Below are 25,636 nucleotides of genomic sequence, written 5' to 3'. Positions count from 1 at the left end.
GACAGAGATGGAAAATTGCAGCTTGCCGGGGCTCTGGTGCAAGCTTCTGAAATGGATATTGAAATCCTCCCAAGCTTCCCCGCCGACTGGGTTTGCAGCCTGCGCGATGCGCCGCATCTTGGCAGCACAATACCGGCCTCGCAAGCCATCGTTTCATCGAGCCGAGACCAGGTTCGATCAGACCCGTACGAATGTCAGATAGGCCGGCCGACGCCCTTCGCGGACCGCTTTCGCCTCGTAGCGCGTGCGAATCCAGTCCTTGTAAGGCTGATGCCAGTCGTCGGCATCCTTGGCCTGCCACTCAAACGCGCCGTGTGCCCGGCAGTGCATCAGGGTCCAGTTCACATAAGTGTCGATGTCCGAAGCGAAACGAAACCTCGCGCCGCTTTTCATGACGCGGGCGAAGCGATCCAGATTGGTCGGACTGACGAACCGCCGTTTCCAGTGCTTCTTCTTGGGCCAGGGATCGGGATAAAGAAGGTCGATGCCCGAAAGACATGCATCGGGCAGCCAGTCGAGCACTCTGGTGGCATCGTCGTCATAGACCCGCAGATTTTCCAGCGGGGTCTCGGCCAGTGACGTCATCAGCCGCGCCATGCCGTTGACGAATGGCTCGACGCCGATGAAACCGGTCTGCGGGTTGCCGCGAGCGGCGTGGAGAAGATGCTCACCGCCGCCGAAGCCGATCTCCAGACGTATGTCGGTCACCGGCGCGGAAAACAGCGCGGGCAGACTTGCCGGCACCGCTCCCCCCAGGTCCAGCCCGTATCTCTTCAGGCCGGACTCAAGGGCTGCGGCCTGTTGCGGCCGGATCGTCTTCCCGTGCCGACGGCCGAAGAACGCTTCGGTCGCGCGGCTGGCGTAAGTGCCACGCCTGTCTTCAGTGTTCATGGCACCGGCTCCGCGGCGTCAGGCCACGGCTTCCTTGATCGCCTTGACCAGGTCGGTCCTCTCCCACGAGAAGGAGCCGTCACGGCCGGGCTTGCGGCCGAAATGGCCGTAGGCGGTGGTTTTCGCGTAGATCGGCTTGTTGAGGTCGAGATGGCGGCGAATGCCGGAGGGCGACAGGTCCATCACCTCGCGCAGCGCCTTTTCGAGCACCGACGCTTCGACGGAGCCGGTCTCGTGCAGGTCGACATAGACCGACAGCGGCTGCGCCACGCCGATGGCATAGGAAAGCTGGATCGTGCAGCGCTCGGCAAGCTTGGCCGCCACGACGTTCTTGGCAAGATAGCGCGCGGCATAGGCCGCCGAACGATCGACCTTGGTCGTGTCCTTGCCCGAGAACGCGCCGCCGCCATGGGGGGCGGCACCGCCATAGGTGTCGACGATGATCTTGCGCCCGGTGAGGCCGGCATCGCCGTCAGGACCACCGATGACGAACTTGCCGGTCGGATTGATGTACCAGTTGCAGTCGTCGGCGATTTTCAGGTCTCCGAGCGCTTCGCGGATATAGGGCTCCACGACGGTGCGGACCTTGCCGGAATCCCAGCTCGAATCAAGGTGCTGGGTGGAGAGCACGATCGAGGTCACCTCGGATGGCTTGCCGCCATCGTAACGCACGGTGATCTGGCTCTTGGCATCCGGGCCGAGCCTGCCGACGTCGCCCTTGCCTTCGCGGCGAGCGCTTGAAAGCAGTTCCAGAACCTTGTGGCTGTAATAGATCGGCGCCGGCATCAGATCCGGCGTTTCGCGGCAGGCGTAGCCAAACATGATGCCCTGGTCGCCGGCGCCTTCCGTATTGGCGTCGGCCGCCTTGTCGACGCCCTGAGCGATATCGGCCGACTGCGCGTGCAGAAGCACGTCGATCTTGGCGGTCTTCCAGTGGAAACCGTTCTGCTCATAACCGATGGCCCGGATGGCCTTGCGCGCGGCGGTGCGGAACTTCGACGGATTGATGACCGGGTGGCCGCTCGCGTCCATCAGCGGCTTGCCGTCCTTGCCCATCTTCAAAAGCGTCGGCGGAACGCGGACCTCGCCGGCAATGATGACGCGATTGGTTGTGGCCAGGGTTTCGCAAGCAACGCGCACGTCCCACGCGTTCATGCCGGCCTTCTTGGCTTCGCGATAGACCAGGTCGACGATTTCGTCGGAAATGCGGTCGCAGACCTTGTCAGGGTGGCCCTCCGAAACGGATTCGGAAGTGAAAAGATAGTTCTGCCGTGTCACGGGTGTCCCCTCTGGAAAAAACGAACGGCAGAATGCCGCGTTCTGACGGCATACCTGTTAGCCAACAGGATCAGAGCTCGTCAAGGCAGCATTTTGCGTGGCTCAAGGCGTTTGTGGGATTGGGTCCTCGCCGTTTCCCAGGCGCGTCATTCGTCGTCTGCGGCGAGCACCTTGACGAGATCGATGATCTTGCGGCGCACCTTCACATCCGCGATCTTGACGAAGGCACGATTGAGCTGAAGCCCCTCGGGGGTCGTGCAGAAATCGAGCGAAAAGGCCGACGACGCATCCTCGGCAAAACCCTGGCCAGGGGCGCCGCCTTCCGTCGGCGAACCCTCGAAGAAGAACGAGACCGGGGCGCCAAGCACCGAGGCGATCGCCTGCAACCGACTGGCACCGACGCGGTTTGTACCTTTTTCGTATTTCTGTATCTGCTGAAAGGTAATTCCCAACTTCTCGCCCAGGGTCTCCTGGCTCATTCCCAGCATGTTGCGGCGCAGTCGAATTCGACTCCCAACATAGATGTCCGTTGGATTCGGCTTCTTCTTATCCTGATCGATCATTTGTTCCTCATCGCCTTTCCGGCGTTTTTGATTGGGGGCAGTAGCTGTTCGCGCGGGAAGCGGAATTGATGGCCGTTCCATATTTTCGTCTGCCAAGTCCGCCCGGCCAGGACTATGGATTTTCGCAATATAAGCTGTCAATTCGGTCGGAGTCCTTGCCGCAACACCATTCCAAGGCCCAACGCTCCAAAAACAAAGAGAATAATCAAACCGTTAACGCGCGCGCCGCCAGCTACACGCGCATCCCTCCGATAGGAAGGAATGCTCGCGTCGATGACACCGCGAACGTTGATCGCCAAAGCGTCGACAATGCGTCCTTGCGGGTCCACCAGCCCGGAAATTCCTGTATTGGCGGCACGTACCAATGGAAGCCCCGTCTCAACTGCGCGGACCTGCGCTTGTCGGAAATGCTGGTATGGACCCGGCGTATCGCCGAACCATGCGTCGTTCGTAACATTGACAATAATATCTGCTGACGTTGCGTCAACCGCAATCAGGTCGGGAAATATTATTTCATAACAGACAAACGGCAGGGCACGAAGTCCGTTCGGCGCGGCAATGGCGTGGCGGCTTGCTCCCGGCGACAGGTTCATCGGACCGGCCACCACCTGCTCGAGGCCGAAGCGGGCAAGCAGATCGGCGAAAGGCATATATTCGCCGAACGGCACCAGATGCACCTTGTCGACCGCATCGACGATTTCCCCCTTGTCGTTGATGGCGATCACCGAGTTGTAGTAGCGGGTCTCCTCCCCGGTCGCGCGTCCACTCTCCTCACGCATCGCGCCGGCGACCAGCAGTTGACCATCGCCAAGCATCTCGCCAAGCGCCGTCAGGGCATCCGGCCGCTCGGTGAAGAAAAACGGCACGGAGGTTTCCGGCCACAGGATCAGTTGCGGGACAGGCTGCCCCGCTTCGGGCGGCTTTGCCGAAAGTTCCAGCATCGTGCGGAAAATGCGATCGCGCACATCTGCATCCCATTTTTCGCTGAGGTCGATGTCCGGCTGGACGATTCTTACGGCAAGCGTGGGTCCATCGGCAGTCGCCGGCGTTGCAAGCCTGACATAGCCGAAGGCGAGGTGCGCCGTGACAAGCACGGCTCCAAGCGTCAGACCAAGCCGCAAGTGGCGCCTGTCTGCGAACAGGGCCGGCAAGGCGAAGACGAAGACGGCAAGCACGTTCATGCCGACCATGCCGACCGCCGACGCGCTTTGCATCATCAGCGGCACCGGCATCGCGGCATAGCCGATCGCATTCCACGGAAAGCCGGTGAACAGAAACGACCGCAGCCATTCAGCGAGGCCAAAGGCGAAGGCAAGGGCCGCAATACGTCCGAGGCCGTTGCTCCATAGTGGCCGCGCTACCGCGCAGGCAAAGCCGTAGAAGAATGCGAGCAGCGCGGGAATGCCGAACACCGCGAAAGGCAGGGCCCAGGCAAAGCTCTCGGCCTCCACCAGCACCGCGCCACCGACCCACCAGAGTCCGGCAAGGAAATAGCCGAAGCCGAACCACCAGCCGATGGCGAAGGCCGGCGCGATGCGCCGCAAGGCGCCGCTTCGGGGCGCAACCGTCGCGCCATCGAGCAGCCAGACGAGAACCGGAAACGAGATGAAGCAGACGGCGAAAAAATCGTAGGGCGCCTGCGACAGGACAGCGAACGCGCCTGCCAGAAAGGCAGTGAGCGAGCGGCGCCAGCCCCACAGCAAGATTATCCGCCCTGTCAGGCGCTCCATATGCGCGGCCCCTCACCTTTTTCGTTCGGACGGCAGTATCCGGGCGCAGCAACCAAAAGCAACGTGTAACCTCAGAAACCGAAGCCGATTTTCGGGGTTACACGCCGGTTCGATTGCTGCAGCGTCATTCGCTTCCAGGCGGACGCTCGGCATGCGAAGATCATGCAGAGGGCTTTGCCGGGACCAACCCGCCTCACGCCTGCTCCGCGCGCGCCGTACGACGGCGGCGCTCGCCCTTCGGGCTCTGGACGATGCGGACACGTTTGACGCGGCGCGGATCGGCGTCGAGGACATGGAACTCGAACCCCGGTATCGCCTGGACCACTTCGCCGCGGGCCGGCACCCGTCCGAGCGCATTGAAGATCATGCCGCCGATCGTATCGACATACTCGCCGTGCTCGCCAGCCGCGAATTCGCCCCCGATCTTCTCGGCAACGTCATCGATCTCGGCCTTGGCATCGACCACGAACACGCCGTCGGCGGCCTCGGTTATCAGCGGTTCATCGTCGTCGTGCTCATCCTCGATGTCGCCGACCACCGTTTCGACGATGTCTTCCATGGAGACCAGCCCGTCGGTGCCGCCATACTCATCGATGACAAGGGCCATTTGAGTGCGAGAGGCCTGCATGCGCGCCATCAGGTCGGAGGCCAGCATCGACGGCGGCACGAACAGCACGGTGCGGATCAGGTCGAGCTCGCCGATCGTACGCGAGAGATCGACTTCGGCGAGGTTCAGCGCCGCTGCAGCCGCCACGGGCCTCTTGGACCGCCGGCCTTTCCTGGCGCTGGCGACACGGGTGAGATGGGCAAGCACGTCGCGAATGTGGACCATGCCACGCGGATCATCCAGCGTTTCGGCATAGACCGGCATGCGCGAATGCCCGGACTGCTCGAACACCACCATGAGTTCGCCGAGCGTCGTCTTCAGCTCCACCGCCTCGACGTCGGCGCGCGGCACCATGACGTCCTCGACGCGAACTTCACGCAGACGCAGAATATTGTTCAGCATCGCGCGTTCGCCGGGCGAAAAGGATTCCGCATCGACGGTGCTTTCCGCCAGCGCGTCGGTCAGGTTCTCGCGCAGGCTCGATCCGTTCCGATGACGGAACAGGCCGGCAAGCCGATCAAAGAACGAAGGGCGCTCTTGCTGCGCTTCGGGAGATGTACCGCTGCTCGCCGGACTGTGACTTGATCCGTCTTCGGCGTTCTCGGTGGCCGTATGGCCGCTGCCGGCATCGGTATTTGCGGCAGTCTCTGGTTTGTCGTTCATCGTCTTCCGGTCGGTTGCAGCTTTCTGTTATCCGTAGGGGTCGGGAATGGCAAGCCTTGCCAGGGTCCTGCGCTCCAGGGCTTCCATCTCTTCGGCCTCGTCGTCGGTTTCGTGGTCGTAGCCCAGGAGATGCAGCAGACCATGCACGACGAGATGCGTAATATGATGCCTCAGTGGTTTTTCTTCCAGTGCAGCTTCGCGCGCAACAGTCTCGGCTGCAAGCACGATATCGCCAAGAAGCGGCGGAAGAACGGCTCCCGGCTCGATCGGAAACGCCGGAAAGGACAGCACATTGGTCGGCTTGTCCTTGCCACGCCATTCGGCGTTCAGCTTTTGCACCCGTGCGTCATCTGAAAAAACGATGCTGAGTTCGCTGCCACCCGCGACCTTTGCCCTCACTTCGGCAAGCGCGGCCATGACAGCCTCATGGGCGAGCGCGCTCAGCTCTTCGTCGGCCGGCCAGTCGCCCGCCTCGATCGTAAGATCGATTTCTACCGGAAACGCCGGCGCGTCTCGGCCCGCGTCAGTCATGGCGCATGGTGCTTGATCAGCTTTCCGTCGCCCCGAGGCCGCGCGCCACCTTGCCATCGCGGTCGTAGGCGCGAACGATCTCGGCCACCAGCGGATGACGGACGACGTCGCTGTCGTTGAAGCGTACGGTAACCACCCCAGGCACGCCATCGAGAATGCGCAAGGCTTCGACGAGCCCGGACTTGGTGTTCGGCGGCAGGTCGATCTGCGAAGGATCCCCGGTGACGATCATGCGCGAATTCTCACCGAGACGCGTCAGAAACATCTTCATCTGCATCGTCGTGGTGTTTTGCGCCTCATCCAGGATGACGGCGGCATGGGAGAGCGTGCGCCCGCGCATGAAGGCCAGCGGCGCGATTTCGATCACTTCGGCGGCAATGGCGCGTTCCACCTTGTCAGGTGGCATCATGTCGTAGAGCGCATCATAGAGCGGGCGCAGATAGGGGTCGACCTTCTCCTTCATGTCGCCGGGCAGGAAACCCAGCCGCTCGCCGGCCTCCACCGCCGGTCGCGACAGGATGATGCGCTCGACCATGCCACGCTCCAGAAGCATGGCGGCGTGGGCAACCGCAAGATAGGTCTTGCCGGTGCCTGCGGGACCGATGCCGAAGACAAGCTCGGAGCGCTCCAGCGCCCGCATATATGCATCCTGATTGAGCGAACGGGCGTAGATGGTGCGCTTGCGCGTGGCAATCTGCGCGGCAGCCATCTTTCCCTTGCGCTCCAGCGTCGGCAGCGTCAGCTGATCGTCGGCGGCAACCGCCATGCGGACCGCGCCGTCGACATCCGACTGGGCGATCTCGGCGCCCTTCTGCAAGATGCCATAGAGATGATCGAGCGCCCGGCGCGCCTGTTCGGCGGCGGTCGGATCGCCCTTGATGGTCAGCTGATTGCCGCGTGAATTGATATCGACACCGAGCTTCTGTTCGAGGCGGGCCAGATTCTCGTCGAACTGACCGTAGAGGGCGCTGGCAAGCTTGTTGTTGTCGAAGGTCAGAACGATGTGCGCCATATCCGACGCCCCGGAGGGCACTTTCTTCAGATCCGTCCTGGCGCTCAAGCGTCTCTCCTTGTTGCCGAAGCCATCAGGCCGGTTCGGCGAACAGGCTGGCATGGCCCGTTCTCATGATTCGTGCATTGACAATGTCGCCGATTCTGCCGGCCTTTTCATCAAGAATAACGGGCTGCAGCCAAGGCGAGCGCCCGACGATCTGACCCGCCTGCCGGCCCGGCTTTTCGATCAGCGCCTCAATGGTCCGGCCAACCAGGCTCGCGACGAATCCGCTCTGCTGGTCCATCAACAGGCCCTGCAACCGTTGCAGCCTCTCATCCTTGACCGGTTCCTCCACCTGATCCTTCAGCTCGGCCCCCGGTGTGCCGGGGCGAGGCGAGTATTTGAACGAGAACGCCTGAGCGTAGCCGACGTTCCGGACCAGTTGCATGGTCGCTTCGAAATCCGCTTCGGTCTCGCCGGGGAAGCCGACGATGAAATCTCCCGACATGGCGATGTCCGGGCGCGCGTTTCTGATGCGCTCGATCAGCCGCAGGTAGTCGGCGGCCGAATGCTTGCGGTTCATCGCCTTCAGCATGCGGTCGGACCCGGACTGAACCGGAAGATGCAGATAGGGCATCAGCGCGGCCAGATCGCGGTGCGCGGCGATCAGCTCGTCATCCATGTCGCGCGGATGGCTGGTGGTGTAGCGCAGCCGGGCCAGTCCGGGAATTTCAGCCAGGCGAAACAGCAGGCGGCCAAGCCCCCATTCGCTGCCATCCGGACCCACGCCATGCCACGCATTGACGTTCTGGCCAAGCAGCGTCACCTCGCGCACGCCCGCCTCGGCCAGCCGCTCGGCCTCGGCGAGGATCTGGGCGACCGGCCGCGAAACTTCCGAGCCGCGCGTATAGGGCACCACGCAGAAAGTGCAGAACTTGTCGCAACCTTCCTGTACGGTCAGGAAAGCGGTGACGCCGCGGCTGATGATCTCGGTGCGCTTGGGCTGCGGCAGATGCTCGAACTTGTCGTCGAGCGCATAGTCCGTCTCGACCACCTTGCCGCCGCCGCGCACCTTCTTCAGCGCTTCGGGCAGGCGATGATAGGTCTGCGGCCCGATCACCAGGTCGACGGCCGGGGCGCGGCGAATGATCTCGCGTCCTTCGGCCTGGGCGACACAGCCGGTAACGCCGATCACCAGTTCGCGCCCAGCCTCGGCCCGCTCCTCCTTCATGTCACGGATGCGGCCAAGCTCGGAATAAACCTTTTCGGCCGCCTTTTCGCGGATATGGCAGGTGTTCAACAGCACCAGATCGGCGTCGTCGATGGTGGGTGTGGCGACATAGCCGTCGGCTTCCAGCGCATCGGTCATGCGCTGTGAATCATAGACATTCATCTGGCAGCCATAGGTCTTGACATAGACCTTTCTGGCCGGCGCGGCGACAGTCGGCACCGATGTGGCGGTTCTGTCCTGCAAAATCTCGTCTGGTTTCATGCGGCGGCTTCTAACGCTTTTCGGCGGCGAAAAACAGCGAATTATCCCTGTCTGCCGCCTCGAGGGTTGCGCAGCGCGTCCTGCATCATGGCGCGCACCAGTTCTTCGGCTTTGCGCGCGGCCTCCTTGCGGCTGATGCCGGCGCAGAATGCCATGGGCTCACCGAAATGGACCTCGACATCGAGAGCGCCCTCCACAAGCAGGCGCCAAAGGTGCGGCACGAGGTCCATATCGCCGATCCAGGCAGCGACCATGCGATGCCGGCGGCCCATAGGCAAGCCGTGCAGCCGTGTATAGGCGATCGCAACGGGCTGGATGAAGACGGTTTCGCCCGCATCGCCGTTGAGCGCCATGCTGGCTGCGCCAAACAGCGTGCTCTTGAACGGCAGCATCAGATTGCCGTCGCCCGTGCTGCCCTCGGCAAACAGCACCATGACATCGCCGGCACTCAGCCGACCAGCGATCTCACCTGCCTGCTCCCCCGATTTGCGCTTTCGGTCTCGTTCGACGAACACGGTTCGCTGCAGACGCGCGAGGCTGCCCAGTAGCGGCCAGCCGGCCAGCTCCGACTTGGCGATGAAGGCAAGGTCGTTGAACGACCCCAACACCATGACATCGGTCCATGATATATGATTTGAGGCGAGCAGGAGCGGCCGTTTCGACGACATGCTGCCCGTCACGTGCACGCGGATGCCGAGCGCCCGCAAAGCCAGGCGGTGCCATGCCCGCAGCAGCACATGCTCGCCGCAGAGGCCGGTTTTCACTGCAAGCAGTTGCAAGGGAACCAGCACCGCCGTCCCGATGGCGACGAACATAAGCGCCAGACCCGCACGGATCGCGCCGATCATTCCAGCGCCGCGCTCCATCAAATCCGCCGGCTAGAGCGCCGTGCGTCCAATTGGACGCACAAAGGACGCTCTAACACTTTGATGGAGCATCGGAATAAGCCGAAAACCGATTCCACTTTTCGGTCCGATGCTCTAGCGAAGATCGCGGCGCATGACGAGCGCGCCCTTCGACCCGCCGCTGGTCGCATAATAGGCGGGGCGCTGCCCGACCTCGCGAAAGCCAAGCCGCCGGTACAGCGCGATCGCGGCGGCGTTGGTTTCGTCGACCTCCAGAAAAAGCGATTCCGCGCGCTGTGCATGAAGTTCGCGCAGGACCGCATCCATCAACCGCCAGCCTAGGCCCTGGCGGCGATGTGAACGCGCAACGGCCACGGTGAGGATTTCGCCCTCGCCGGCGGCAAGCCTGGCCAGAACGAACCCGACAGGCGCGGCAGCGCCCTGCCCAATCTCACGCGCGGCATAGCCGAACACGGTTTCCTGCGCCAGCAGATCGGAGAACTCGTCACCCGTCCATGGCCTGGTGAAATCCTCCTGGTGCAGCAGCGCCACCGCATCGCTGTCCTCGCCTTCGAGCGGCTCGATGGAATAGTCGCGACGGCGCGGATGCAGAAAGGGAATTCGCATCAGTTGTTCTCTCCCGGCCCACGTCTCGGCAACACGAAGCCAGCCTGCGGCTTGGCATCGGGCTCACGCAGATAAAGCGGTTTCGGCCTGGCGCCGGTTCGTCCGTCGGCAGCCAGTCGTGCATAGACAGCAATGTCGGCGGTCGCCACCAGCGGTCCGAGAGCGATCTCATCGGGAGAAAGCATCGCGGCAATCTGCTGCGACGCGGTTCCGGCGAGCGCAGCGGAATGATCCCTCGCCAATTGAACGGCTTGATCGAGATCGATGACGGCAGGCGCAAACACTGTCGCGCCGGCGGCATCGTGAAGTGCGGCCTGGATTTCCCCGCGTCCGCCGTCGAACGCCGCAAGCACATTGCGCGGTCCCAGTACATCGCGTGCCTCGGCCGCGACGGCCTCCAGCGTGGTTACGCCGATTGCCGGAACGCCGAGCGCCAACGCGTAGCCGCGTGCGGCGGAAACGGCCACCCGCACTCCGGTGAACGAGCCCGGCCCGATGGAAACGGCGATGGCGCCGAGATCGGGAAAGGCAATGCCAGCGCCTTTCAGCGCATCCTCGACCACCGCCATCAGATGCTCGGCATGACCCTTGCCGATGTCGAGCACGACGCGGCCGAGTTCCGCGCGCGCCTTGGCGTCATAGACACATGCCGCGCAAAGCCGGGCCGAACAATCGATGGCAAGGAGCTTCATGACAGACGATGCCGCCGGCGGTCATATTCGACATTGCGGAGGGCAATATCGGGCAGAGGGGGGTGGTGACGCATCCCGCGAGGTCCGATCCAGCGCCTATTTGGCCGCCCGGTCGCGTGCCTTCAGTTCCAGCCTGCGCTTGTGCAGCGCCGGCTCGGTGTAGCCGTTGGGCTGAGCGCGGCCCTCGAAAACGAGGTCGCAGGCCGCACGAAAGGCCAGCGATTGCTCGAAATCCGGCGCCATCGGCCGGTAGAGTGGATCGCCGACATTCTGCAGGTCGACGATCGCCGCCATACGCTGCAAGGAGTCCATCACCTGGATGTGCGAGCAGACATCATGGCGCAGCCAGTTGGCAATGTGCTGCGAGGAGATGCGCAGCGTGGCGCGATCCTCCATCAGGCCGACGTCGTTGATGTCGGGCACCTTGGAGCAGCCAACCCCCTGGTCGACCCAGCGCACCACATAGCCGAGAATGCCTTGCGCATTGTTGTCGAGCTCGCGCTGGACCTCGTCAGGCGTCCAGTTCGGGCGCAGGACCACCGGCACCGAGAGGATGTCGTCGAGCCGCGCCTTGGGACGGCTCTTGAGCGACGCCTGCACGGCGTGCACGTCAACCTTGTGGTAATGGGTGGCGTGAAGCGTTGCCGCCGTCGGCGACGGCACCCAGGCCGTGTTGGCGCCAGCTTTCGGATGGGCGATCTTCTGCTCCAGCATTGCCGCCATGAGATCGGGCATCGCCCACATGCCCTTGCCGATCTGCGCGTGACCGGCGAGTCCGCATTCCAGTCCGGTGTCGACGTTCCAGTTTTCGTAGGCTGAAATCCAGGCCGCCTCCTTCATGTCGCCCTTGCGGATCATCGGTCCGGCTTCCATCGAGGTATGGATCTCGTCGCCGGTGCGGTCGAGGAAGCCGGTATTGATGAAGACCACGCGCTCCTTGGCGGCGCGGATGCATTCCTTGAGGTTGACGGTGGTGCGCCGCTCCTCGTCCATGATACCCATCTTGATGGTTTTCCGCGGCATGCCGACCAACTGTTCGACACGCCCGAAAAGCTCGACGGCAAAGGCGACTTCCTCAGGCCCGTGCATTTTCGGCTTGACGATATACATGGAACCGGCGCGCGAATTGGCGCGACGGCCGTTCGGCCCCACGTCGTTGAGAGCGATCAGCGCGGTGATCGCGGCATCCATGATGCCTTCGGGTATCTCGTTTCCGTCACGATCGATAATGGCCGGGTTGGTCATCAGGTGGCCGACATTGCGCACCAGCATCAGCGAGCGGCCGGAAAGCGTGATCTCGCCTCCATCCGCCGCGGTATAGGTCCGGTCAGGGTTGAGGCTGCGCGTAAACGTCTTGCCGCCCTTCGAAATCTCCTCGCTCAGATCGCCCTTCATCAGGCCAAGCCAGTTGCGGTAGACCACGACCTTGTCCTCGGCGTCGACCGCCGCGATCGAATCCTCGCAGTCCATGATCGTCGTCAGCGCCGCTTCGATGACGAGATCGGCGATGCCGGCCGCGTCCGTCTTGCCGATCACATGCGCCTCATCGATGATGATTTCGATGTGCAGCCCGTTCTTGCGCAGGAGAACCGACGAGGGCGCCGCCGCCTCGCCGCGATAGCCGACGAGCTGCGCTGGATCGGCAAGCTCGGCGGCACCCACGTTCAGGCGTCCATCCTTAATCGTGAGCTTGCCGGCTTCAGCCCATGATCCGGTCTTGAACGGCACCGACTCGTCAAGGAACTTGCGGCCCCAGGCGATCACGGCAGCTCCTCGCACCGGATTGTAGCTCTTGCCCTTCTCGGCGCCCGCTGTCTCCGGGATGGCGTCGGTGCCGTAGAGCGCGTCGTAAAGCGAGCCCCACCGGGCGTTGGCGGCGTTCAGCGCGTAACGCGCGTTCATGACCGGGACGACGAGCTGCGGCCCGGCGACCACTGCGATCTCCGGATCAACATTTTCCGTGGTCACCTGAAATGCCGGCCCCTCCGGAACCAGGTATCCGATCTCGGTCAGGAAGCGGCGATAGGCCTCCATGTCGACCGGCGCGCCATGCTGGCGATACCAGCGGTCGAGCTTCTCCTGCAGGTCCTCGCGTCGGGCGAGCAACGCCCGGTTTTTCGGTGCGAGATCATGAACGATCGCCGAGAGGCCGTCCCAGAAGGCTGCCGCCTCGATGCCGGTGCCGGCCAGCGCCTCGCCCACCACGAAGTCGTGCAACTCGCGGGCAACGCGCAGTTCCGACACTTCGACCATATCGTCCATGATACTTCTCCAGACCCCCTGAGCGAGTTGTTTGCCGCCCTTTGACCACGTCGGGATTGCAGGGTCAAATCATCCCGGATTCGCCCCCGCTCACAGCCAAAAAGCCAAGGACGGCATCGCACCGGCGACGACATCCTCTACTGCGCAATCTGCTCTTCCTGCTCAAGCGTCAAGGGCTTGATGCCATGCGGAATCTGGTCCACGGCAGGTGCGGTGTCAGCAGGCGTCGGCACGACCTTCTGCGCCACGCAAGCCGACAGGGCGAGCGACAGGATGGAACAGACTAAAGCTCGGAGAAGGCGCATCATCCGTTGTGGAGCAGTATCGCGTACAAGGCGGTGAAGCCGAAGGGCCTCAGTCGCCCATCTTGAGCGCCTGGATGAAGGCTTCCTGCGGGATGTCGACCTTGCCGAACTGGCGCATGCGCTTCTTGCCCTCTTTCTGCTTTTCAAGGAGCTTGCGCTTGCGGCTCACGTCGCCGCCGTAGCATTTCGCGGTCACGTCCTTGCGCAGCGCCGAGATCGTCTCGCGGGCAATGATCCGGCCGCCGATCGCCGCCTGGATCGGGATCTTGAACATGTGCTGCGGGATCAGTTCCTTCAGCTTCTCGCACATCACGCGGCCACGCTTCTCCGCCGCCGAGCGGTGCACCAGCAGGGAAAGCGCATCGACCGGCTCGTCATTGACCAGGATCGACATTTTGACCAGATCGCCCTCGCGATAATCGGTCAGGTGGTAGTCGAAGCTGGCATAGCCCTTCGATATGGATTTCAGCCGGTCATAGAAATCGAAGACCACCTCGTTCAGCGGCAGATCGTAGACCAGCATGGCGCGCTTGCCGACATAGGAAAGATCGGCCTGAATGCCGCGCCTGTCCTGGCAAAGCTTGAGGATGCCGCCCAGATAGTCGTCGGGCGTGAGGATGGTGGCGCGAATCCACGGCTCCTCGATATGGTCGATCTTGACCAGATCGGGCATGTCGGCCGGATTGTGCAGTTCCTTGACCGTACCGTCGGTCATCTCCATGCGGTAGACGACGCTCGGCGCGGTGGCAATGAGGTCGAGATTGAATTCGCGCTCCAGCCGTTCCTGGATGATCTCCAGATGCAGAAGGCCAAGGAAGCCGCACCGGAAGCCGAAACCCAATGCCGCGCTGGTTTCCATCTCGAACGAGAAGGAGGCGTCGTTGAGGCGCAGCTTGCCCATGGCGGCGCGCAAATCCTCGAAATCCGCCGCATCGACCGGGAATAGGCCGCAGAACACCACCGGCTGCGCCGGCTTGAAGCCCGGCAGAGCCTTGAGGGTCGGACGCCGGTCCTCGGTGATGGTATCGCCGACGCGAGTGTCAGCCACTTCCTTGATGGAAGCGGTGATGAAGCCGAACTCGCCGGGGCCGATCTCGTCGGCCTGGATCATCTTGGGCGTGAAGAAACCGGTGCGCTCCACCGGGTATTTGGCGCCGGTGCCCATCATGCGGATGGTCTGGCCCTTCTTCAGCACGCCGTCGATGACACGCACGAGCACGATGACGCCAAGATAGGCGTCGTACCAACTGTCGACGAGCATCGCTTTGAGCGGCGCATTGGCATCACCCTCGCGCGGCGGCGGCAATTGATGAACGATGGCTTCCAGCACGTCGGGAATGCCGAGGCCGGTCTTGGCCGAGATATGAACGGCCTGGCTGGCATCGATGCCGATGACTTCCTCGACCTGTTCCTTGATGCGCTCGGGTTCGGCGGCAGGCAGGTCGATCTTGTTGAGCACCACGACGATTTCGTGATCGTTGTCGATCGCCTGATAGACATTGGCGAGCGTCTGCGCCTCGACACCCTGGGAGGCGTCGACCACCAGCAGCGAGCCCTCGCAGGCGGCAAGCGAGCGCGAAACCTCATAGGCGAAGTCGACATGGCCGGGCGTGTCGATAAGGTTGAGGATATAGTCCTCACCGTTCTTGGCACGGTATTTCAGACGCACAGTCTGCGCCTTGATGGTGATGCCGCGCTCGCGCTCGATGTCCATATTGTCGAGCACCTGTTCCTTCATGTCGCGGCTCTCCAGGCCGCCGGTCGACTGTATCAGCCGGTCGGCAAGCGTGGATTTGCCATGGTCGATATGAGCGACGATGGAGAAATTGCGGATATGGTCGAGCGGTGTGGTCATGGTGCGCGCATTTAGCAGCGCGCGGGCAAAAGGCAAAGCGGCAATTCGCAAGCCGCCGCGCCAGGCGGAGGGCTTTCGCCATTCACACCGATCTGGTGATGCCGCCGTCGACCCTGATGTTCTGCCCGGTGATGTAGCTTGACCGGTCGCTGGCGAGGAAGGCAATGACTTCCGACACTTCCTCGACGCGACCGTAGCGGCCCATGGGAATGCGCTCGCGCCGCTCGTCTTTCTCCGGCAGGCTGTCGATGAAGCCCGGCAGCACATTGTTCATGCGCACATTGTCGGGTGCGTATTTATCGGCGAACAGCTTGGTGAAAGCGGCAAGGCCGGCGCGGAACACGCCCGAAGTCGGAAACAGCGCTTCCGGCTCGAAAGCTGCATAGGTCGAGATGTTGACTATCGATCCGGATTTCTGCGCCTGCATGATGGGCGTTACCAGACGGGCGACGCGGACAGCATTGAGCAGATAGGTTTCCATGCCGAGATGCCAATCCTCGTCGCTGATCTCCAGCACCGGTGCGCGCGGGCCATGACCGGCGCTGTTGACCGCCGCATCGATGCGGCCCCATTTCGCAAACGCGGCGTCGACCAGGCGCTTCAAATCTTCGTTGGAGCGATTGGAGCCGGTGACCCCGATGCCTCCGAGCTTTGTCGCCAAGGCCTCGCCCTTGCCGGAGGAGGACAGGATCGCCACCCGGAATCCGTCCTCGGCGAGCTTGCGCGCCGCATCCGCGCCCATGCCGCTGCCGCCTGCCGTGATGATCGCCACTTTGAGCTGCGCCATTTGTCCGTCCCTGTTTTGCGCCGGCAAGGTAGGCGGGCTATTGCGGCGCGGCAAGATGTTGGCCCAACCGTCAGCCGGCCATGGCCGCTTCAGTAAGCAGCAGCCATCTTGACGCCCCGCCGCCTTTACCGGACAGATCGACGCCCAACGCTTCGCACTCAGCCCGACCAACGGAGAACGACTTGACCCTGTCCGGCATTTCGCAGTTGGCCGCCACGACGGCGATCTTTCTTTTTGCGGCAGCCGTCGCCAAGAGCTGGGCTCTGGCTCCCGGCATCGGCAAGCTGGTGCTTACGCTGCTGCTTTATTCGCTCGGCAATCTGATCATGCTGAGGCTGGTGCGCGAATTCGGCATGTCATCGGCCTTCAGCCTGTCGGCCGTGATCCAACTGGTGGCGGTAAACGTGATTGCGCTGGCTTATTTCGGCGAGCGACTCGGCGCGGTCCAGAGCGCCGGGCTGGTTCTCGCCGTCGTAGCCGTCGGCATGATCATGTTCGGGCCGGCGGCGGGCGGGAAATAACGGGGCTGAGGCGGAAATCTCGATCCGACGACGTTGCCCCCTCATCCCTGCCGGACCTTCTCCCCGCATGACGGGGAGAAGGAGGAAGCGGCAAGGTTGCCGACAGAGGCGTTCGATCAAACCGCGATCTTGCCGCCGCCCTGTTTGGTGATGGCGACGACGGCCGGCCGCACCGGCATGTCATCCTTGAAGTCGGGCCAACGGGTCGACAGGTCCTCGTAGTAAGAGGGACGCCCAAAACCTTCCCAATCCTCGCCACCGTCGCCGGGGTGCTGCACGGCGACGAACGCCGTCTGGTCGTCGGGCGTGAACAGCGGACCGCACATTTCGGCTCCCACCGGCACCCGGAAGAACAGCTTCGACGTGGCGCGCGCCTCGCCTTCGGTATCGACCGCCCACAAGCCGTCGGTGCGGCCGGTGGCCTCCGGCGAATTGCCGTCGGTCGAAACCCAGAGACGGCCAACCGAATCCACCGCGCAATTGTCGGGCATGCCGAACCAGCCATTGGCCGTCGTGGAGGTGGAGAAGGAAGCGCCAACCTCGGCGACCGAGGGGTCGCCGCATTTCAGCAGGACTTCCCACTTGCCCTGGGTGGCGGCGAAATCGCCATCCGCCTCGATGAGTTCGATGATATGGCCGAAGGCGTTTTCGGCGCGCGGATTGGCGGCGTCGACCTGCCCTTCCTTGCGCTTTGTGTTGTTGGTCAGCATCACGTAGACCTTGCCGTTGACGCCGTTCGGCTGGATGTCCTCCGGCCGGTCCATCTTGGTTGCGCCAAGAAGATCGGCGGCGCGGCGGGTTTCGATCACCACGTCAGCCTGGCTGTCGAAGCCGTTTTCGGCTGTCAGCGGCCCCTCACCATGAACCAGCGGCAGCCATTCGAAGCTGCCGTTCTCGGCGAATTTGGCGACGTAGAGCGTGCCCTGGTCGAGCAGGTCCATATTGGCCGCACGGTCGTCCGGATTGAATTTTCCGGCAGTGACGAATTTGTAGACATAGTCGAAGCGTTCGTCGTCGCCGAGATAGAAGACGACGCGGCCGTCCTTGGCGACGATGGATTCGGCGCCCTCATGCTTGAAGCGGCCAAGCGCGGTGCGCTTTTTCGGCACGGAGTTGGGATCGTCCACGTCAACCTCGACGATCCAGCCGAAGCGGTTGGGTTCGTTCGGTTCCTTGGAGAGATCGAAGCGATCGTAGAAGGCCGCCCATTCATAGGTGCCTTCCGGTACGCCAACGCGCTCATAATTGGCGGCTTCCTTGTGGCCGGCGGGCAATTCGCCGGTGAAGTAGCCGTGGAAGTTCTCCTCGGCCATGATGTAGGTGCCCCAGGGCGTCACGCCGCCGGCGCAGTTGTTGATCGTGCCGAGAACCTTGATTCCGGTGGCGTCGGCGTTGGTCTTCAGCCGCTCGTGGCCGGCGGCCGGTCCGGTGAGCTGCATCGGCGTGTCGGCGGTGATGCGGCGGTTCAGCTTTCCCTCCTTCACCACCTGCCATTTGCCGTCCGTCTTGCGGATCTCGACCACCGTGCAGCCATGGGCGGCAATCTCTATGTCGACCTGCTCCTTCGTCAACGGCGCCTGCTTGATCTTGCCGTCGGCGACCGTGACCAGGCCCGGAAACATCAGGTGCGGGTTGGTATATTCGTGATTGACGACGAGCAGGCCGTGCTCGGCCGAGCCGTCCAGCGGAATATAGCCGACATAGTCGTTGTTATAGCCGAACTGGCGGCGCTGCGCTTCGGCGCTCTGCTTCGTCGGATCGAACTCCGGGGCGTCCGCAAACAGCCCGTCACCCCAGCGCAGCAGAACGTCGGCGTCATAGCCGGACGCAACATGATGTTTCTCGTCGATCCCGGCCTCGACTTCATCGAAGGTGAAGGCCGAACCATTGGCGGCGCGGGCATTTTCGGCGGTGATCAGCGCAATCGGGCTGACGGTCGCGGCGATCGCAGTCGCGGCGAGTGAGCCCCGCAGGAAGCCCCGGCGTGAAAAGCGCGCGCCAATAAGCTCTCCCATGGTCGGGTTCTGCGTCGGGTTGCGGCTCGGCCCGTCGTTCTCCTCGAGCAGGCTGGTGCGGAATTTCCTGTCGGGAGAGAGATGATCGTTCATCGATTTTCCTCTGGCTTCGTCGATGGCTTGAGACGGCGCACCGCTATCGCCGGGACGTAACAGCAAGATGACAGGGCGGGACAACGTATCATTTGCACACCGGCACCGTTGCGCGCCGTGGACGCGCTGCTATTGAGTGGATGTGATGCGAAACCTGCTGGCCGCCCTTCGTGGCAGAATCGAATTCAAGGTATTGGTGGCGTGGCTGATCGTGGCCGGCGGGCTGTGGGGTTTCGTCGAACTCATGGAAGTCGCCCGCGACGCCTCGCCTCACGGCTTCGACACTGCCATCCTGCTTGCCTTCCGCACACCCGGCGATCCGGCCACGCCGATCGGGCCGTTCTGGATGGAGGGCGTGGTTCGCGACATCACCGGCCTTGGCGGCACGGCGATCCTGACCTTCCTCACGGCTGCTTCCATCCTGTACCTGCTGGTCGCACGCAAGCCGCGCGCCGCGCTCTTCGTGTTCGCTGCGGTGGCCGGCGGACAGGTTTTGAGCAGCCTCCTGAAACTCGGTGTCGACCGCCCGCGCCCCGATCTGGTCTCGCATCTGGCCGATGTGCATACGCTCAGCTTTCCAAGCGGCCATGCCATGCTTTCGGCGGTGACATACCTGACGCTCGGTTCGCTATTGGCGCGCATCATGCCCGACCGGGCCTCCAGGATTTATGTGATCTGCATCGCCGTTCTCCTGACCTTTCTCATCGGCCTGAGCCGCATCTATCTCGGCGTCCACTGGCCGACCGACGTGCTGGCCGGATGGTGTGCAGGCGCAGCCTGGGCGATGCTGTGCTGGCTCATCGCGCGTTGGGTGCTGCGGCGGGGCTCCAATGAAGGCAAGTCGAATGATGATGCGTGATCATGCACGTCTGCGAATCGACGCGATATAAGGCTCGTAGCCTAAGGATTCTCGCTGAAGGCGATCGGCGAGCCAGCAGCCGAGCCGGTCAAGGAGGGTATCGGCCGCTGTCGTCATGACGGCTCCGCCGGCCGGCCGCGAAGCGCCAGCACGGCGTTGGAGTAGGCAGCCTCGTCGGTGACTTCACGTCCGAGCCAGGCTGGCAGCGTGGCGTCGGGCATCTCGTCCGGCGTTTCCAGTTCGGCCAGGACGAGACCGGCCAGCTCGCCGGCAAAGACATCGACCTCGAAGAGGAAGCCATCGTGGCGGACGTGGTAGCGCGTCTTCTCGATCACATGGCCAACGGCGAAAGCCTCCATCTCCCGCGCCTCCTCCAGCGGGATCGCATATTCGAACTCGTCACGTTCGCGCGCACGACGACCAAATTTCAGGGTCAGCACCGCAGTTACACCGCCGATGACGCGTATGCGCACCGACCGGTCGGGCGCGGCGGCCAGATAGAACTGCCGCATTGGGATGGCGCGCTCGGTAAGGTCGCGCCAACCCGCTCCGTCCACCACAAATTTGCGCTCGATCTCCTTGGCCATAAAACGAGACTAAAGCCTACCCAAACCCGCTGAGCAAGATGCAGTTGACTTTAATCATTCGATTGATTAAATTCTTGAGCATGTCCGAACGAAAGAAATCGACGCCAGCGCGCCAGCCACCCTCTCCCTCAGCCGACCAGACCCGTGCGGCCCTGGTTCATGCAGCCTTGTCGCTGTTTGGAGCGAAGGGCTTCGACGGCACCTCCACACGCGAGATTGCCGCGCGCGCCAACGCCAATATCGGCTCCATCGCCTATCATTTCGGCGGCAAGGAAGGGCTGCGGACCGCCGTCGCCGACTATATCGTCAAGACGATCGGCGACATTGCCGGCACGGCACTCGGCAAGTTGCAAATCCGCGGCGGGCAGCAGCCGGATCGGCATACGGCCGAGGCACAGCTGTCGAACGTTCTCGAGGCGATGATGGGTTTCATCGTCGCGCGGCCGGAAGCCGGCGAAATCGTCCAATTCGTCCTGCGTGAACTTTCGCAGCCGACCACCGCCCTCGACCGGATCTATGACGGCGTGTTCGAGCCGACGCACCGGCGGCTTTGCGCCATCTGGGAAGCGGCGACCGGCGAGCCGGCTGAGAGCGACGAAACCAAGCTCGTCATTTTCACCCTGATTGGCCAGGTCGTCTATTTCCGCATCGGCCGCGAGGCTGTCATGCGCCGCATGGGTTGGAGCGATATCGGCCGGTCGGAAGCCTCGCAGGTGGTTGCGGTCGCCAAAAGCAATCTGGATGCGATCCTGACTGCCCGGAAAGGCCGAACGCCATGAGCCTTCTATGCGCCCTGCCCCTGATGGCCTCGCTGTTCTCGTCCTGTCTGGCGCAGGAGCCGCTAGCTGTCGGCTATGTGGAGGGCGACTATGTGCTTCTGGCGCCGATCGAGGTGGCGCAGGTGCAGTCGATCGCCGTCAGGCGCGGCGATCAGGTCGCGGCCGGACAGGAAATCGGCATGCTGGAGAATGCCGATGCGCGGATCGCGGTGGCACGGGCCGAAGCGAGCCTGGCGCAAGCCAATGCGCAATTGGCGGACCTCAAGATCGGCAAACGCCCGGAAGAGATTGCCGTGCTTGAAGCTGCGGTGCGTTCAGCCAAGGCAAAGGCCGAGGAGGCCGAGCGCGTGCTTTCGCGCGTCACCGACCTCTTCAAGCGCGGCATCGCCACCCAGGCGCAGTTCGACGAAGCTTCCACCTCCGTCGAGGTCGCCAGGGCCGAGATCGGCCAGAGCGAGGCCAATCTGGCGGTGGCCGGCCTGCCCGCGCGCGCCGAAACGATCAAGGCGGCCGAACAGCAGGTGAAAGGAGCCGAGGCCGAGCTCGAACAGGCGCGCTGGCGACTTTCCCAGCGCACCATCCAGGCGCCGGCTGCCGGCCGCATCAGCGACGTGATCCGCAATCCCGGCGACGTTGCCGGCCCCTCCTCCCCGGTGATCTCCATGCTGCCCGACGGTGCGGTCAAGCTGAAGGTGTTCGTGCCCGAGGCACAATTCTCGACAATCAAGGTCGGCTCGATGCTTTCGGTGCGCTGTGACGGCTGCCGCGACGGCTTGCGGGCACGTGTGAGCTACGTATCGCCCGACCCGGAGTTCACGCCACCGGTCATCTATTCGCTCGAGACACGCCAGAAGCTGGTCTACCTCGTCGAAGCGCGGCCGGAGGGCGACGCCACGCCGTTGCAGCCGGGGCAGATCGTGGATGTGCGATTGGAGAGCGAGTAGCGAGTAGCGAGTAGCGAGTAGCGAGTAGCGAGTAGCGAAGAACTCGATTGGTCCGGCAATGTCAAACACGCAACATTCTATTCCCTATTCGCTATTCGCCACTCGCTCTCCAGCCAAGAGCGGCGCGCCATGAACGCCATCGAAGTCAGCGGTCTGGTAAAGCGGTTCGGCACCAAGACGGTTGTCGACCACGTGACGATGAGTGTCGCCGAAGGCGAGATCGTCGGCTTCCTCGGGCCGAACGGCTCCGGCAAGACGACGACGATCCGCATCATGTGCGGCCTGCTGACACCCGACGAAGGCGGAGGCCGGGTGCTGGGCTACGATCTCCGCACCGAGACGCTGAAGATCAAGCGCGAAGTCGGCTACATGACCCAGAAATTCTCGTTCTACGAGGATCTGACCATCGCCGAGAATCTCGAATTCGTGGCGCGGCTCTATCAATTGAGGCCCGTTGAGGAACATGTCGGCCGAACCCTCGAAGAACTTGGGCTAAGTTCGCGACGGCATCAGCTTGCCGGCACGCTTTCGGGCGGCTGGAAGCAGCGGCTGGCGCTTGCCGCCTGCATCATGCACAAGCCCCGCCTGCTTCTGCTCGACGAGCCGACGGCAGGCGTCGACCCGAAGGCGCGGCGCGAGTTCTGGGATGAGATCCACCGGCTGGCACGCGACGGGCTGACCGTGCTCGTTTCCACGCACTACATGGACGAGGCCGAGCGCTGCCACCGCATCAGCTACATCTCCTATGGCAAGATGCTGGCGAGCGGCACGGTCGACGAGGTGATCGCCAATGCCGGGCTGACCACATTCGTAGTGGCCGGTCCGAAGCTGAACGAGGTGGCGGCAGCGCTCGAAGGTAAGCCCGGCGTCGAACAGGTGGCGCCGTTCGGCACCACCCTGCATGTCGTCGGCTCCGACCGCGCGCTGCTGGAAGCGACGCTGAAGGCGATCGCCCAGCGCGAAGGAACGCGCGTGGAGCCCGGCGAAACCAGCCTGGAGGACGTATTCATCCAGTTCATGGCTAGGTCGAAGGACAATATGGCATGACAAGCGCGGTGTTTTCCTTCGCCCGGCTCGGCGCGCTGCTGATGAAGGAATTCATCCAGATGCGGCGCGACCGCATCACCTTCGCCATGATGCTCGGCGTTCCGCTGATGCAGCTCGTTCTGTTCGGCTACGCCATCAATAACGACCCCAAGGACCTGCCGGCGGCGCTGGTTTCGACCAGCCACGACCAGTATACGCGCGCCGTCGTTTCCGCCCTGCAGATGACGGGCTACTACCGGTTCGACCATGTGGTGCAAAGTGCGGCGGAGGCGGAGGAACTGATGGCCTCCGGCGCGGTGGCGTTTACAGTGACGATCCCGAGCGATTTCGCCCGCCGCGTCGACCGGGGCGATCACCCGCAAATCCTGATCGAAGCCGATGCCACCGATCCGGCCGTGGCGAGCGGCGCCATATCGACACTCGGAACTGTGGCGGCGCAGGCGCTGCTTCGCGAACAGGGCCGCCAGGCGGAAGCCAAGGAGGAAGCCGGCAGGCAGCTTCAGGTCGTGGTTCATCGCCGCTACAATCCGGAAGGCATCTCGCAATACAACATCGTGCCCGGCCTGCTCGGCGTCATTTTACAGATGACAATGGTAATGATGACCTCCATGGCGCTGACCCGCGAGACCGAGCGTGGCACCATGGAAAACCTGCTTGCCATGCCGGCAAGCCCGACGGAGATCATGCTTGGCAAGGTGCTGCCATTCCTGGTGGTTGGTGCCGTGCAGGTGGCGGTGGTGCTGGCCGCCGCGACGCTGATGTTTTCGGTACCGTTCGTCGGCTCGATGCCGATCCTGTTTTCGGCGATCCTGATCTTCGTGCTGTCGCTGGTGCTTTTGGGCTATACGATTTCCACCATGGCGCGCACGCAGATGCAGGCGATGCAGCTCACATTCTTCTTCTTCCTGCCCTCGCTGATGCTCTCTGGCTTCATGTTTCCCTACCGCGGCATGCCGGATTGGGCGCAGGTGCTCGGCGAGATTTTTCCGCTGACGCATTTCATCCGTATCATCCGTGCCGTGATGCTTAAGGGAGCGGATTTTGCCGCGATTTCCGGTGAGGTGATGGCACTGCTGGGTTTCGTCGCCCTATTCTCGGCGGCGGCACTGTTCCGGTTCAGGCGCACACTGGATTAGGCACCATCGGAACGTTGGGCGTATTGAAATCAACGTTCAACATCTCTAGTTTAGAATAATTCTAAACTGGAATTTGTTTCATGCTTTCACGCGTTTTCGGCTTTGGCCGCCGCTCCTTCGCTTCCCTGACGGAACAGGAAATCCTCGCTCTGGCGATCTCCTCGGAAGAGGACGACGCCCGCATCTACCGTGCCTATGCCGATGGCCTGGCCGAGCAGTTTCCGGATTCAGCCAGGCTGTTTGAGGAAATGGCCGAAGAAGAGGACGGGCATCGCGCGGTACTCATCGATCTTCATCGCCGGCGCTTCGGCGAACGCATTCCGCTGATCCGCCGCGAGCATGTGCGCGACTGGTACGACCGCAAGCCGGACTGGCTGGTGCGCCCGCTCGGCATCGACAAGGTGCGCGCGCAGGCCGAGCAGATGGAGGAACAGGCCTACCGCTTCTATATCGAGGCTGCCAAGCGCACGGCGGATGCCTCCACCCGCAAGCTGCTTGGCGATCTGGCTGCGGCCGAGAAGTCGCATGAATCGCTCGCGCAACGCCTCGGCATGAAGCATGCGCCCGAGGACGTCCGCTCACAGGAGGCTGCGGCTGAGCGAAAGCAATTCATCCTGACCATGGTGCAGCCTGGTCTGGCGGGGCTGATGGACGGTTCGGTCTCGACGCTGGCGCCGATATTTGCCGCCGCCTTCGCCACGCACGATACCTGGCAGACATTTCTGATCGGGCTCTCGGCATCCGTGGGTGCCGGCATTTCCATGGGCTTCACAGAAGCCGTGCATGATGACGGCAAGCTTTCCGGCCGCGGCTCGCCGGTGATCCGCGGCCTCGCCTCCGGCATCATGACGGCCATCGGCGGGCTCGGCCACGCCCTGCCCTATCTGATCGCCGACTTCTGGACGGCGACGACGATTGCGGTTGCGGTCGTCTTTGTCGAGCTCTGGGCGATCGTCTTCATCCAGAACCGCTACATGGAAACGCCCTGGCTGCGCGCCTCGCTGCAAGTGGTGCTCGGCGGTGCGCTGGTGCTGGCGGCGGGCGTGCTGATCGGCAACGCGTGACTTGATTCTGTTGCGCGAAAGCTACAGCCGGCGGCTATGTGCAGGCCGCCGGCAAAAGGCCGTCAATCCTCCGCTTTCCAGCCATGATTCACGGCATTTTCAGGCAGAGATTAACATCGCGTTTACGCAGTGTTCACGACCGTACGCTACATTGATGCCTATATCGGAAGGGACACCCGATTGGACCTGGATTTGAAGAAAAATGGCACTCTGGAGACACCTCACCAACTACGCCACGGCGATCCGTGAATTCGTGGCCCCCACCTACCGGCCCGAGCGCCACTATATGCGCGGTCCCGGCCCTGCTTATGCTCGCCGTCAACGGGCGGTGCTCGATACCCCCGCCACCTTTCGCTGATCCATTGAAAACTCGCGACGACCGCAATCATTCCCCGCGCATGGGCCGCTAGCTCTTATGACCGTGGTCAAGTGTGATAGATGAACTTTTCCGTCCCATGTCTTTGCCACA

Annotated in this window: 25 protein-coding genes; 8 read left to right on the top strand and 17 right to left on the bottom strand. The window is 62.9% G+C overall.

Annotation, left to right across the window (positions count from 1 at the left end):
- Positions 1-177: 177 nt before the first annotated feature.
- From trmB to ACLKMW_RS19735, 15 genes are all read right to left on the bottom strand, one after another.
- On the bottom strand, positions 178-891 hold the full coding sequence (gene trmB, locus ACLKMW_RS19805; protein WP_415726235.1) for a tRNA (guanine(46)-N(7))-methyltransferase TrmB: 714 nt from the start codon (positions 889-891) through the stop codon (positions 178-180).
- An 18-nt stretch (positions 892-909) separates the two neighbouring features.
- Positions 910-2,169 carry a methionine adenosyltransferase gene (metK, locus tag ACLKMW_RS19800; protein ID WP_415726234.1) on the bottom strand — a complete coding sequence of 420 codons (1,260 nt, stop codon included), beginning with the start codon at positions 2,167-2,169 and terminating at the stop codon, positions 910-912.
- Positions 2,170-2,315: 146 nt separating this feature from the next.
- Positions 2,316-2,729 (bottom strand): helix-turn-helix domain-containing protein, encoded by a 414-nt coding sequence (locus ACLKMW_RS19795; protein WP_415726301.1) that lies wholly within the window; start codon positions 2,727-2,729, stop codon positions 2,316-2,318.
- Between the two features lie 140 nt (positions 2,730-2,869).
- On the bottom strand, positions 2,870-4,462 hold the full coding sequence (gene lnt, locus ACLKMW_RS19790; protein ID WP_415726233.1) for an apolipoprotein N-acyltransferase: 1,593 nt from the start codon (positions 4,460-4,462) through the stop codon (positions 2,870-2,872).
- Positions 4,463-4,655: 193 nt separating this feature from the next.
- Positions 4,656-5,732, bottom strand: coding sequence for a hemolysin family protein (locus ACLKMW_RS19785; protein ID WP_415726232.1), 1,077 nt, complete (start codon positions 5,730-5,732; stop codon positions 4,656-4,658).
- 27 nt (positions 5,733-5,759) lie between these two features.
- Positions 5,760-6,263 carry an rRNA maturation RNase YbeY gene (ybeY, locus tag ACLKMW_RS19780; protein WP_415726231.1) on the bottom strand — a complete coding sequence of 168 codons (504 nt, stop codon included), beginning with the start codon at positions 6,261-6,263 and terminating at the stop codon, positions 5,760-5,762.
- Between the two features lie 16 nt (positions 6,264-6,279).
- Complete coding sequence (locus ACLKMW_RS19775; protein ID WP_415726300.1) at positions 6,280-7,275, bottom strand: PhoH family protein; 996 nt, start codon at positions 7,273-7,275, stop codon at positions 6,280-6,282.
- Positions 7,276-7,348: 73 nt separating this feature from the next.
- Positions 7,349-8,749, bottom strand: a complete 1,401-nt coding sequence (gene miaB / locus ACLKMW_RS19770) for a tRNA (N6-isopentenyl adenosine(37)-C2)-methylthiotransferase MiaB (RefSeq protein ID WP_415726230.1) — start codon at positions 8,747-8,749, stop codon at positions 7,349-7,351.
- A gap of 41 nt (positions 8,750-8,790) precedes the next feature.
- A complete protein-coding gene (olsA, locus tag ACLKMW_RS19765; protein WP_415726299.1) occupies positions 8,791-9,597 on the bottom strand; it encodes a lyso-ornithine lipid O-acyltransferase in 807 nt (268 codons plus the stop codon).
- 132 nt (positions 9,598-9,729) lie between these two features.
- Positions 9,730-10,221, bottom strand: a complete 492-nt coding sequence (gene rimI / locus ACLKMW_RS19760; protein WP_415726229.1) for a ribosomal protein S18-alanine N-acetyltransferase — start codon at positions 10,219-10,221, stop codon at positions 9,730-9,732.
- Positions 10,221-10,913 carry a tRNA (adenosine(37)-N6)-threonylcarbamoyltransferase complex dimerization subunit type 1 TsaB gene (tsaB, locus tag ACLKMW_RS19755; protein ID WP_415726228.1) on the bottom strand — a complete coding sequence of 231 codons (693 nt, stop codon included), beginning with the start codon at positions 10,911-10,913 and terminating at the stop codon, positions 10,221-10,223. The genes rimI and tsaB overlap by 1 nt, the downstream gene beginning before the upstream one ends.
- A 96-nt stretch (positions 10,914-11,009) precedes the next feature.
- Positions 11,010-13,175 carry a malate synthase G gene (locus tag ACLKMW_RS19750; protein ID WP_415726227.1) on the bottom strand — a complete coding sequence of 722 codons (2,166 nt, stop codon included), beginning with the start codon at positions 13,173-13,175 and terminating at the stop codon, positions 11,010-11,012.
- Between the two features lie 137 nt (positions 13,176-13,312).
- Positions 13,313-13,483, bottom strand: coding sequence for a hypothetical protein (locus ACLKMW_RS19745; RefSeq protein WP_415726226.1), 171 nt, complete (start codon positions 13,481-13,483; stop codon positions 13,313-13,315).
- 46 nt (positions 13,484-13,529) lie between these two features.
- A complete protein-coding gene (gene lepA, locus ACLKMW_RS19740; RefSeq protein WP_415726225.1) occupies positions 13,530-15,335 on the bottom strand; it encodes a translation elongation factor 4 in 1,806 nt (601 codons plus the stop codon).
- A gap of 82 nt (positions 15,336-15,417) precedes the next feature.
- Positions 15,418-16,122 carry an SDR family oxidoreductase gene (locus ACLKMW_RS19735; protein ID WP_415726224.1) on the bottom strand — a complete coding sequence of 235 codons (705 nt, stop codon included), beginning with the start codon at positions 16,120-16,122 and terminating at the stop codon, positions 15,418-15,420.
- Between the two features lie 182 nt (positions 16,123-16,304).
- Between ACLKMW_RS19735 and ACLKMW_RS19730 the strand changes: the two genes are divergently transcribed.
- Positions 16,305-16,643 (top strand): hypothetical protein, encoded by a 339-nt coding sequence (locus ACLKMW_RS19730; RefSeq protein WP_415726223.1) that lies wholly within the window; start codon positions 16,305-16,307, stop codon positions 16,641-16,643.
- A 116-nt stretch (positions 16,644-16,759) separates the two neighbouring features.
- Here ACLKMW_RS19730 and ACLKMW_RS19725 read toward each other — a convergent pair whose 3' ends face one another.
- Positions 16,760-18,751, bottom strand: coding sequence for a PhoX family protein (locus ACLKMW_RS19725; protein WP_415726222.1), 1,992 nt, complete (start codon positions 18,749-18,751; stop codon positions 16,760-16,762).
- A gap of 145 nt (positions 18,752-18,896) precedes the next feature.
- Between ACLKMW_RS19725 and ACLKMW_RS19720 the strand changes: the two genes are divergently transcribed.
- Positions 18,897-19,610 (top strand): phosphatase PAP2 family protein, encoded by a 714-nt coding sequence (locus ACLKMW_RS19720; protein ID WP_415726221.1) that lies wholly within the window; start codon positions 18,897-18,899, stop codon positions 19,608-19,610.
- Between the two features lie 113 nt (positions 19,611-19,723).
- Here ACLKMW_RS19720 and ACLKMW_RS19715 read toward each other — a convergent pair whose 3' ends face one another.
- Positions 19,724-20,197, bottom strand: coding sequence for a CYTH domain-containing protein (locus tag ACLKMW_RS19715; RefSeq protein ID WP_415726220.1), 474 nt, complete (start codon positions 20,195-20,197; stop codon positions 19,724-19,726).
- An 80-nt stretch (positions 20,198-20,277) separates the two neighbouring features.
- Here ACLKMW_RS19715 and ACLKMW_RS19710 point away from each other — a divergent pair, with 80 nt between their 5' ends.
- The 6 genes from ACLKMW_RS19710 to ACLKMW_RS19685 all read left to right on the top strand — a co-directional run bounded on the left by ACLKMW_RS19710 (position 20,278) and on the right by ACLKMW_RS19685 (position 25,525).
- Positions 20,278-20,976, top strand: a complete 699-nt coding sequence (locus ACLKMW_RS19710) for a CerR family C-terminal domain-containing protein (RefSeq protein WP_415726219.1) — start codon at positions 20,278-20,280, stop codon at positions 20,974-20,976.
- On the top strand, positions 20,973-21,920 hold the full coding sequence (locus ACLKMW_RS19705; RefSeq protein ID WP_415726218.1) for an HlyD family secretion protein: 948 nt from the start codon (positions 20,973-20,975) through the stop codon (positions 21,918-21,920). The genes ACLKMW_RS19710 and ACLKMW_RS19705 overlap by 4 nt, the downstream gene beginning before the upstream one ends.
- Positions 21,921-22,049: 129 nt before the next feature.
- Positions 22,050-22,967 carry an ABC transporter ATP-binding protein gene (locus ACLKMW_RS19700; RefSeq protein ID WP_415726217.1) on the top strand — a complete coding sequence of 306 codons (918 nt, stop codon included), beginning with the start codon at positions 22,050-22,052 and terminating at the stop codon, positions 22,965-22,967.
- Positions 22,964-24,103 carry an ABC transporter permease gene (locus tag ACLKMW_RS19695; RefSeq protein ID WP_415726216.1) on the top strand — a complete coding sequence of 380 codons (1,140 nt, stop codon included), beginning with the start codon at positions 22,964-22,966 and terminating at the stop codon, positions 24,101-24,103. The genes ACLKMW_RS19700 and ACLKMW_RS19695 overlap by 4 nt, the downstream gene beginning before the upstream one ends.
- Before the next feature lie 80 nt (positions 24,104-24,183).
- Complete coding sequence (gene mbfA, locus ACLKMW_RS19690) at positions 24,184-25,167, top strand: iron exporter MbfA (protein ID WP_415726215.1); 984 nt, start codon at positions 24,184-24,186, stop codon at positions 25,165-25,167.
- A 202-nt stretch (positions 25,168-25,369) separates the two neighbouring features.
- Positions 25,370-25,525, top strand: a complete 156-nt coding sequence (locus ACLKMW_RS19685) for a hypothetical protein (protein ID WP_415726214.1) — start codon at positions 25,370-25,372, stop codon at positions 25,523-25,525.
- Positions 25,526-25,636 lie beyond the last annotated feature (111 nt).

It is taken from the genome of Borborobacter xinjiangensis (assembly GCF_047739745.1).
GTDB lineage: Bacteria > Pseudomonadota > Alphaproteobacteria > Rhizobiales > Rhizobiaceae > Pseudaminobacter.
The sequence above is the reverse complement of the archived record's forward strand: the minus strand, read 5'-3'. Positions and strand labels throughout refer to the sequence as shown.

Bases quoted from the DNA above. Each gene is read 5' to 3' on its own strand.
- ACLKMW_RS19685 (WP_415726214.1), top strand. From the start codon at position 25,370: ATGGCACTCTGGAGACACCTCACCAACTACGCCACGGCGATCCGTGAA.
- lnt (WP_415726233.1), bottom strand. From the start codon at position 4,462: ATGGAGCGCCTGACAGGGCGGATAATCTTGCTGTGGGGCTGGCGCCGC.
- ACLKMW_RS19720 (WP_415726221.1), top strand. From the start codon at position 18,897: ATGCGAAACCTGCTGGCCGCCCTTCGTGGCAGAATCGAATTCAAGGTA.
- ybeY (WP_415726231.1), bottom strand. From the start codon at position 6,263: ATGACTGACGCGGGCCGAGACGCGCCGGCGTTTCCGGTAGAAATCGAT.
- ACLKMW_RS19715 (WP_415726220.1), bottom strand. From the start codon at position 20,197: ATGGCCAAGGAGATCGAGCGCAAATTTGTGGTGGACGGAGCGGGTTGG.
- ACLKMW_RS19785 (WP_415726232.1), bottom strand. From the start codon at position 5,732: ATGAACGACAAACCAGAGACTGCCGCAAATACCGATGCCGGCAGCGGC.
- ACLKMW_RS19745 (WP_415726226.1), bottom strand. From the start codon at position 13,483: ATGATGCGCCTTCTCCGAGCTTTAGTCTGTTCCATCCTGTCGCTCGCC.
- ACLKMW_RS19775 (WP_415726300.1), bottom strand. From the start codon at position 7,275: ATGGCGCACATCGTTCTGACCTTCGACAACAACAAGCTTGCCAGCGCC.
- ACLKMW_RS19735 (WP_415726224.1), bottom strand. From the start codon at position 16,122: ATGGCGCAGCTCAAAGTGGCGATCATCACGGCAGGCGGCAGCGGCATG.
- ACLKMW_RS19750 (WP_415726227.1), bottom strand. From the start codon at position 13,175: ATGGACGATATGGTCGAAGTGTCGGAACTGCGCGTTGCCCGCGAGTTG.
- ACLKMW_RS19705 (WP_415726218.1), top strand. From the start codon at position 20,973: ATGAGCCTTCTATGCGCCCTGCCCCTGATGGCCTCGCTGTTCTCGTCC.
- ACLKMW_RS19725 (WP_415726222.1), bottom strand. From the start codon at position 18,751: ATGAACGATCATCTCTCTCCCGACAGGAAATTCCGCACCAGCCTGCTC.
- tsaB (WP_415726228.1), bottom strand. From the start codon at position 10,913: ATGAAGCTCCTTGCCATCGATTGTTCGGCCCGGCTTTGCGCGGCATGT.
- lepA (WP_415726225.1), bottom strand. From the start codon at position 15,335: ATGACCACACCGCTCGACCATATCCGCAATTTCTCCATCGTCGCTCAT.
- mbfA (WP_415726215.1), top strand. From the start codon at position 24,184: ATGCTTTCACGCGTTTTCGGCTTTGGCCGCCGCTCCTTCGCTTCCCTG.
- trmB (WP_415726235.1), bottom strand. From the start codon at position 891: ATGAACACTGAAGACAGGCGTGGCACTTACGCCAGCCGCGCGACCGAA.
- rimI (WP_415726229.1), bottom strand. From the start codon at position 10,221: ATGCGAATTCCCTTTCTGCATCCGCGCCGTCGCGACTATTCCATCGAG.
- ACLKMW_RS19695 (WP_415726216.1), top strand. From the start codon at position 22,964: ATGACAAGCGCGGTGTTTTCCTTCGCCCGGCTCGGCGCGCTGCTGATG.
- miaB (WP_415726230.1), bottom strand. From the start codon at position 8,749: ATGAAACCAGACGAGATTTTGCAGGACAGAACCGCCACATCGGTGCCG.
- ACLKMW_RS19710 (WP_415726219.1), top strand. From the start codon at position 20,278: ATGTCCGAACGAAAGAAATCGACGCCAGCGCGCCAGCCACCCTCTCCC.
- ACLKMW_RS19700 (WP_415726217.1), top strand. From the start codon at position 22,050: ATGAACGCCATCGAAGTCAGCGGTCTGGTAAAGCGGTTCGGCACCAAG.
- olsA (WP_415726299.1), bottom strand. From the start codon at position 9,597: ATGATCGGCGCGATCCGTGCGGGTCTGGCGCTTATGTTCGTCGCCATC.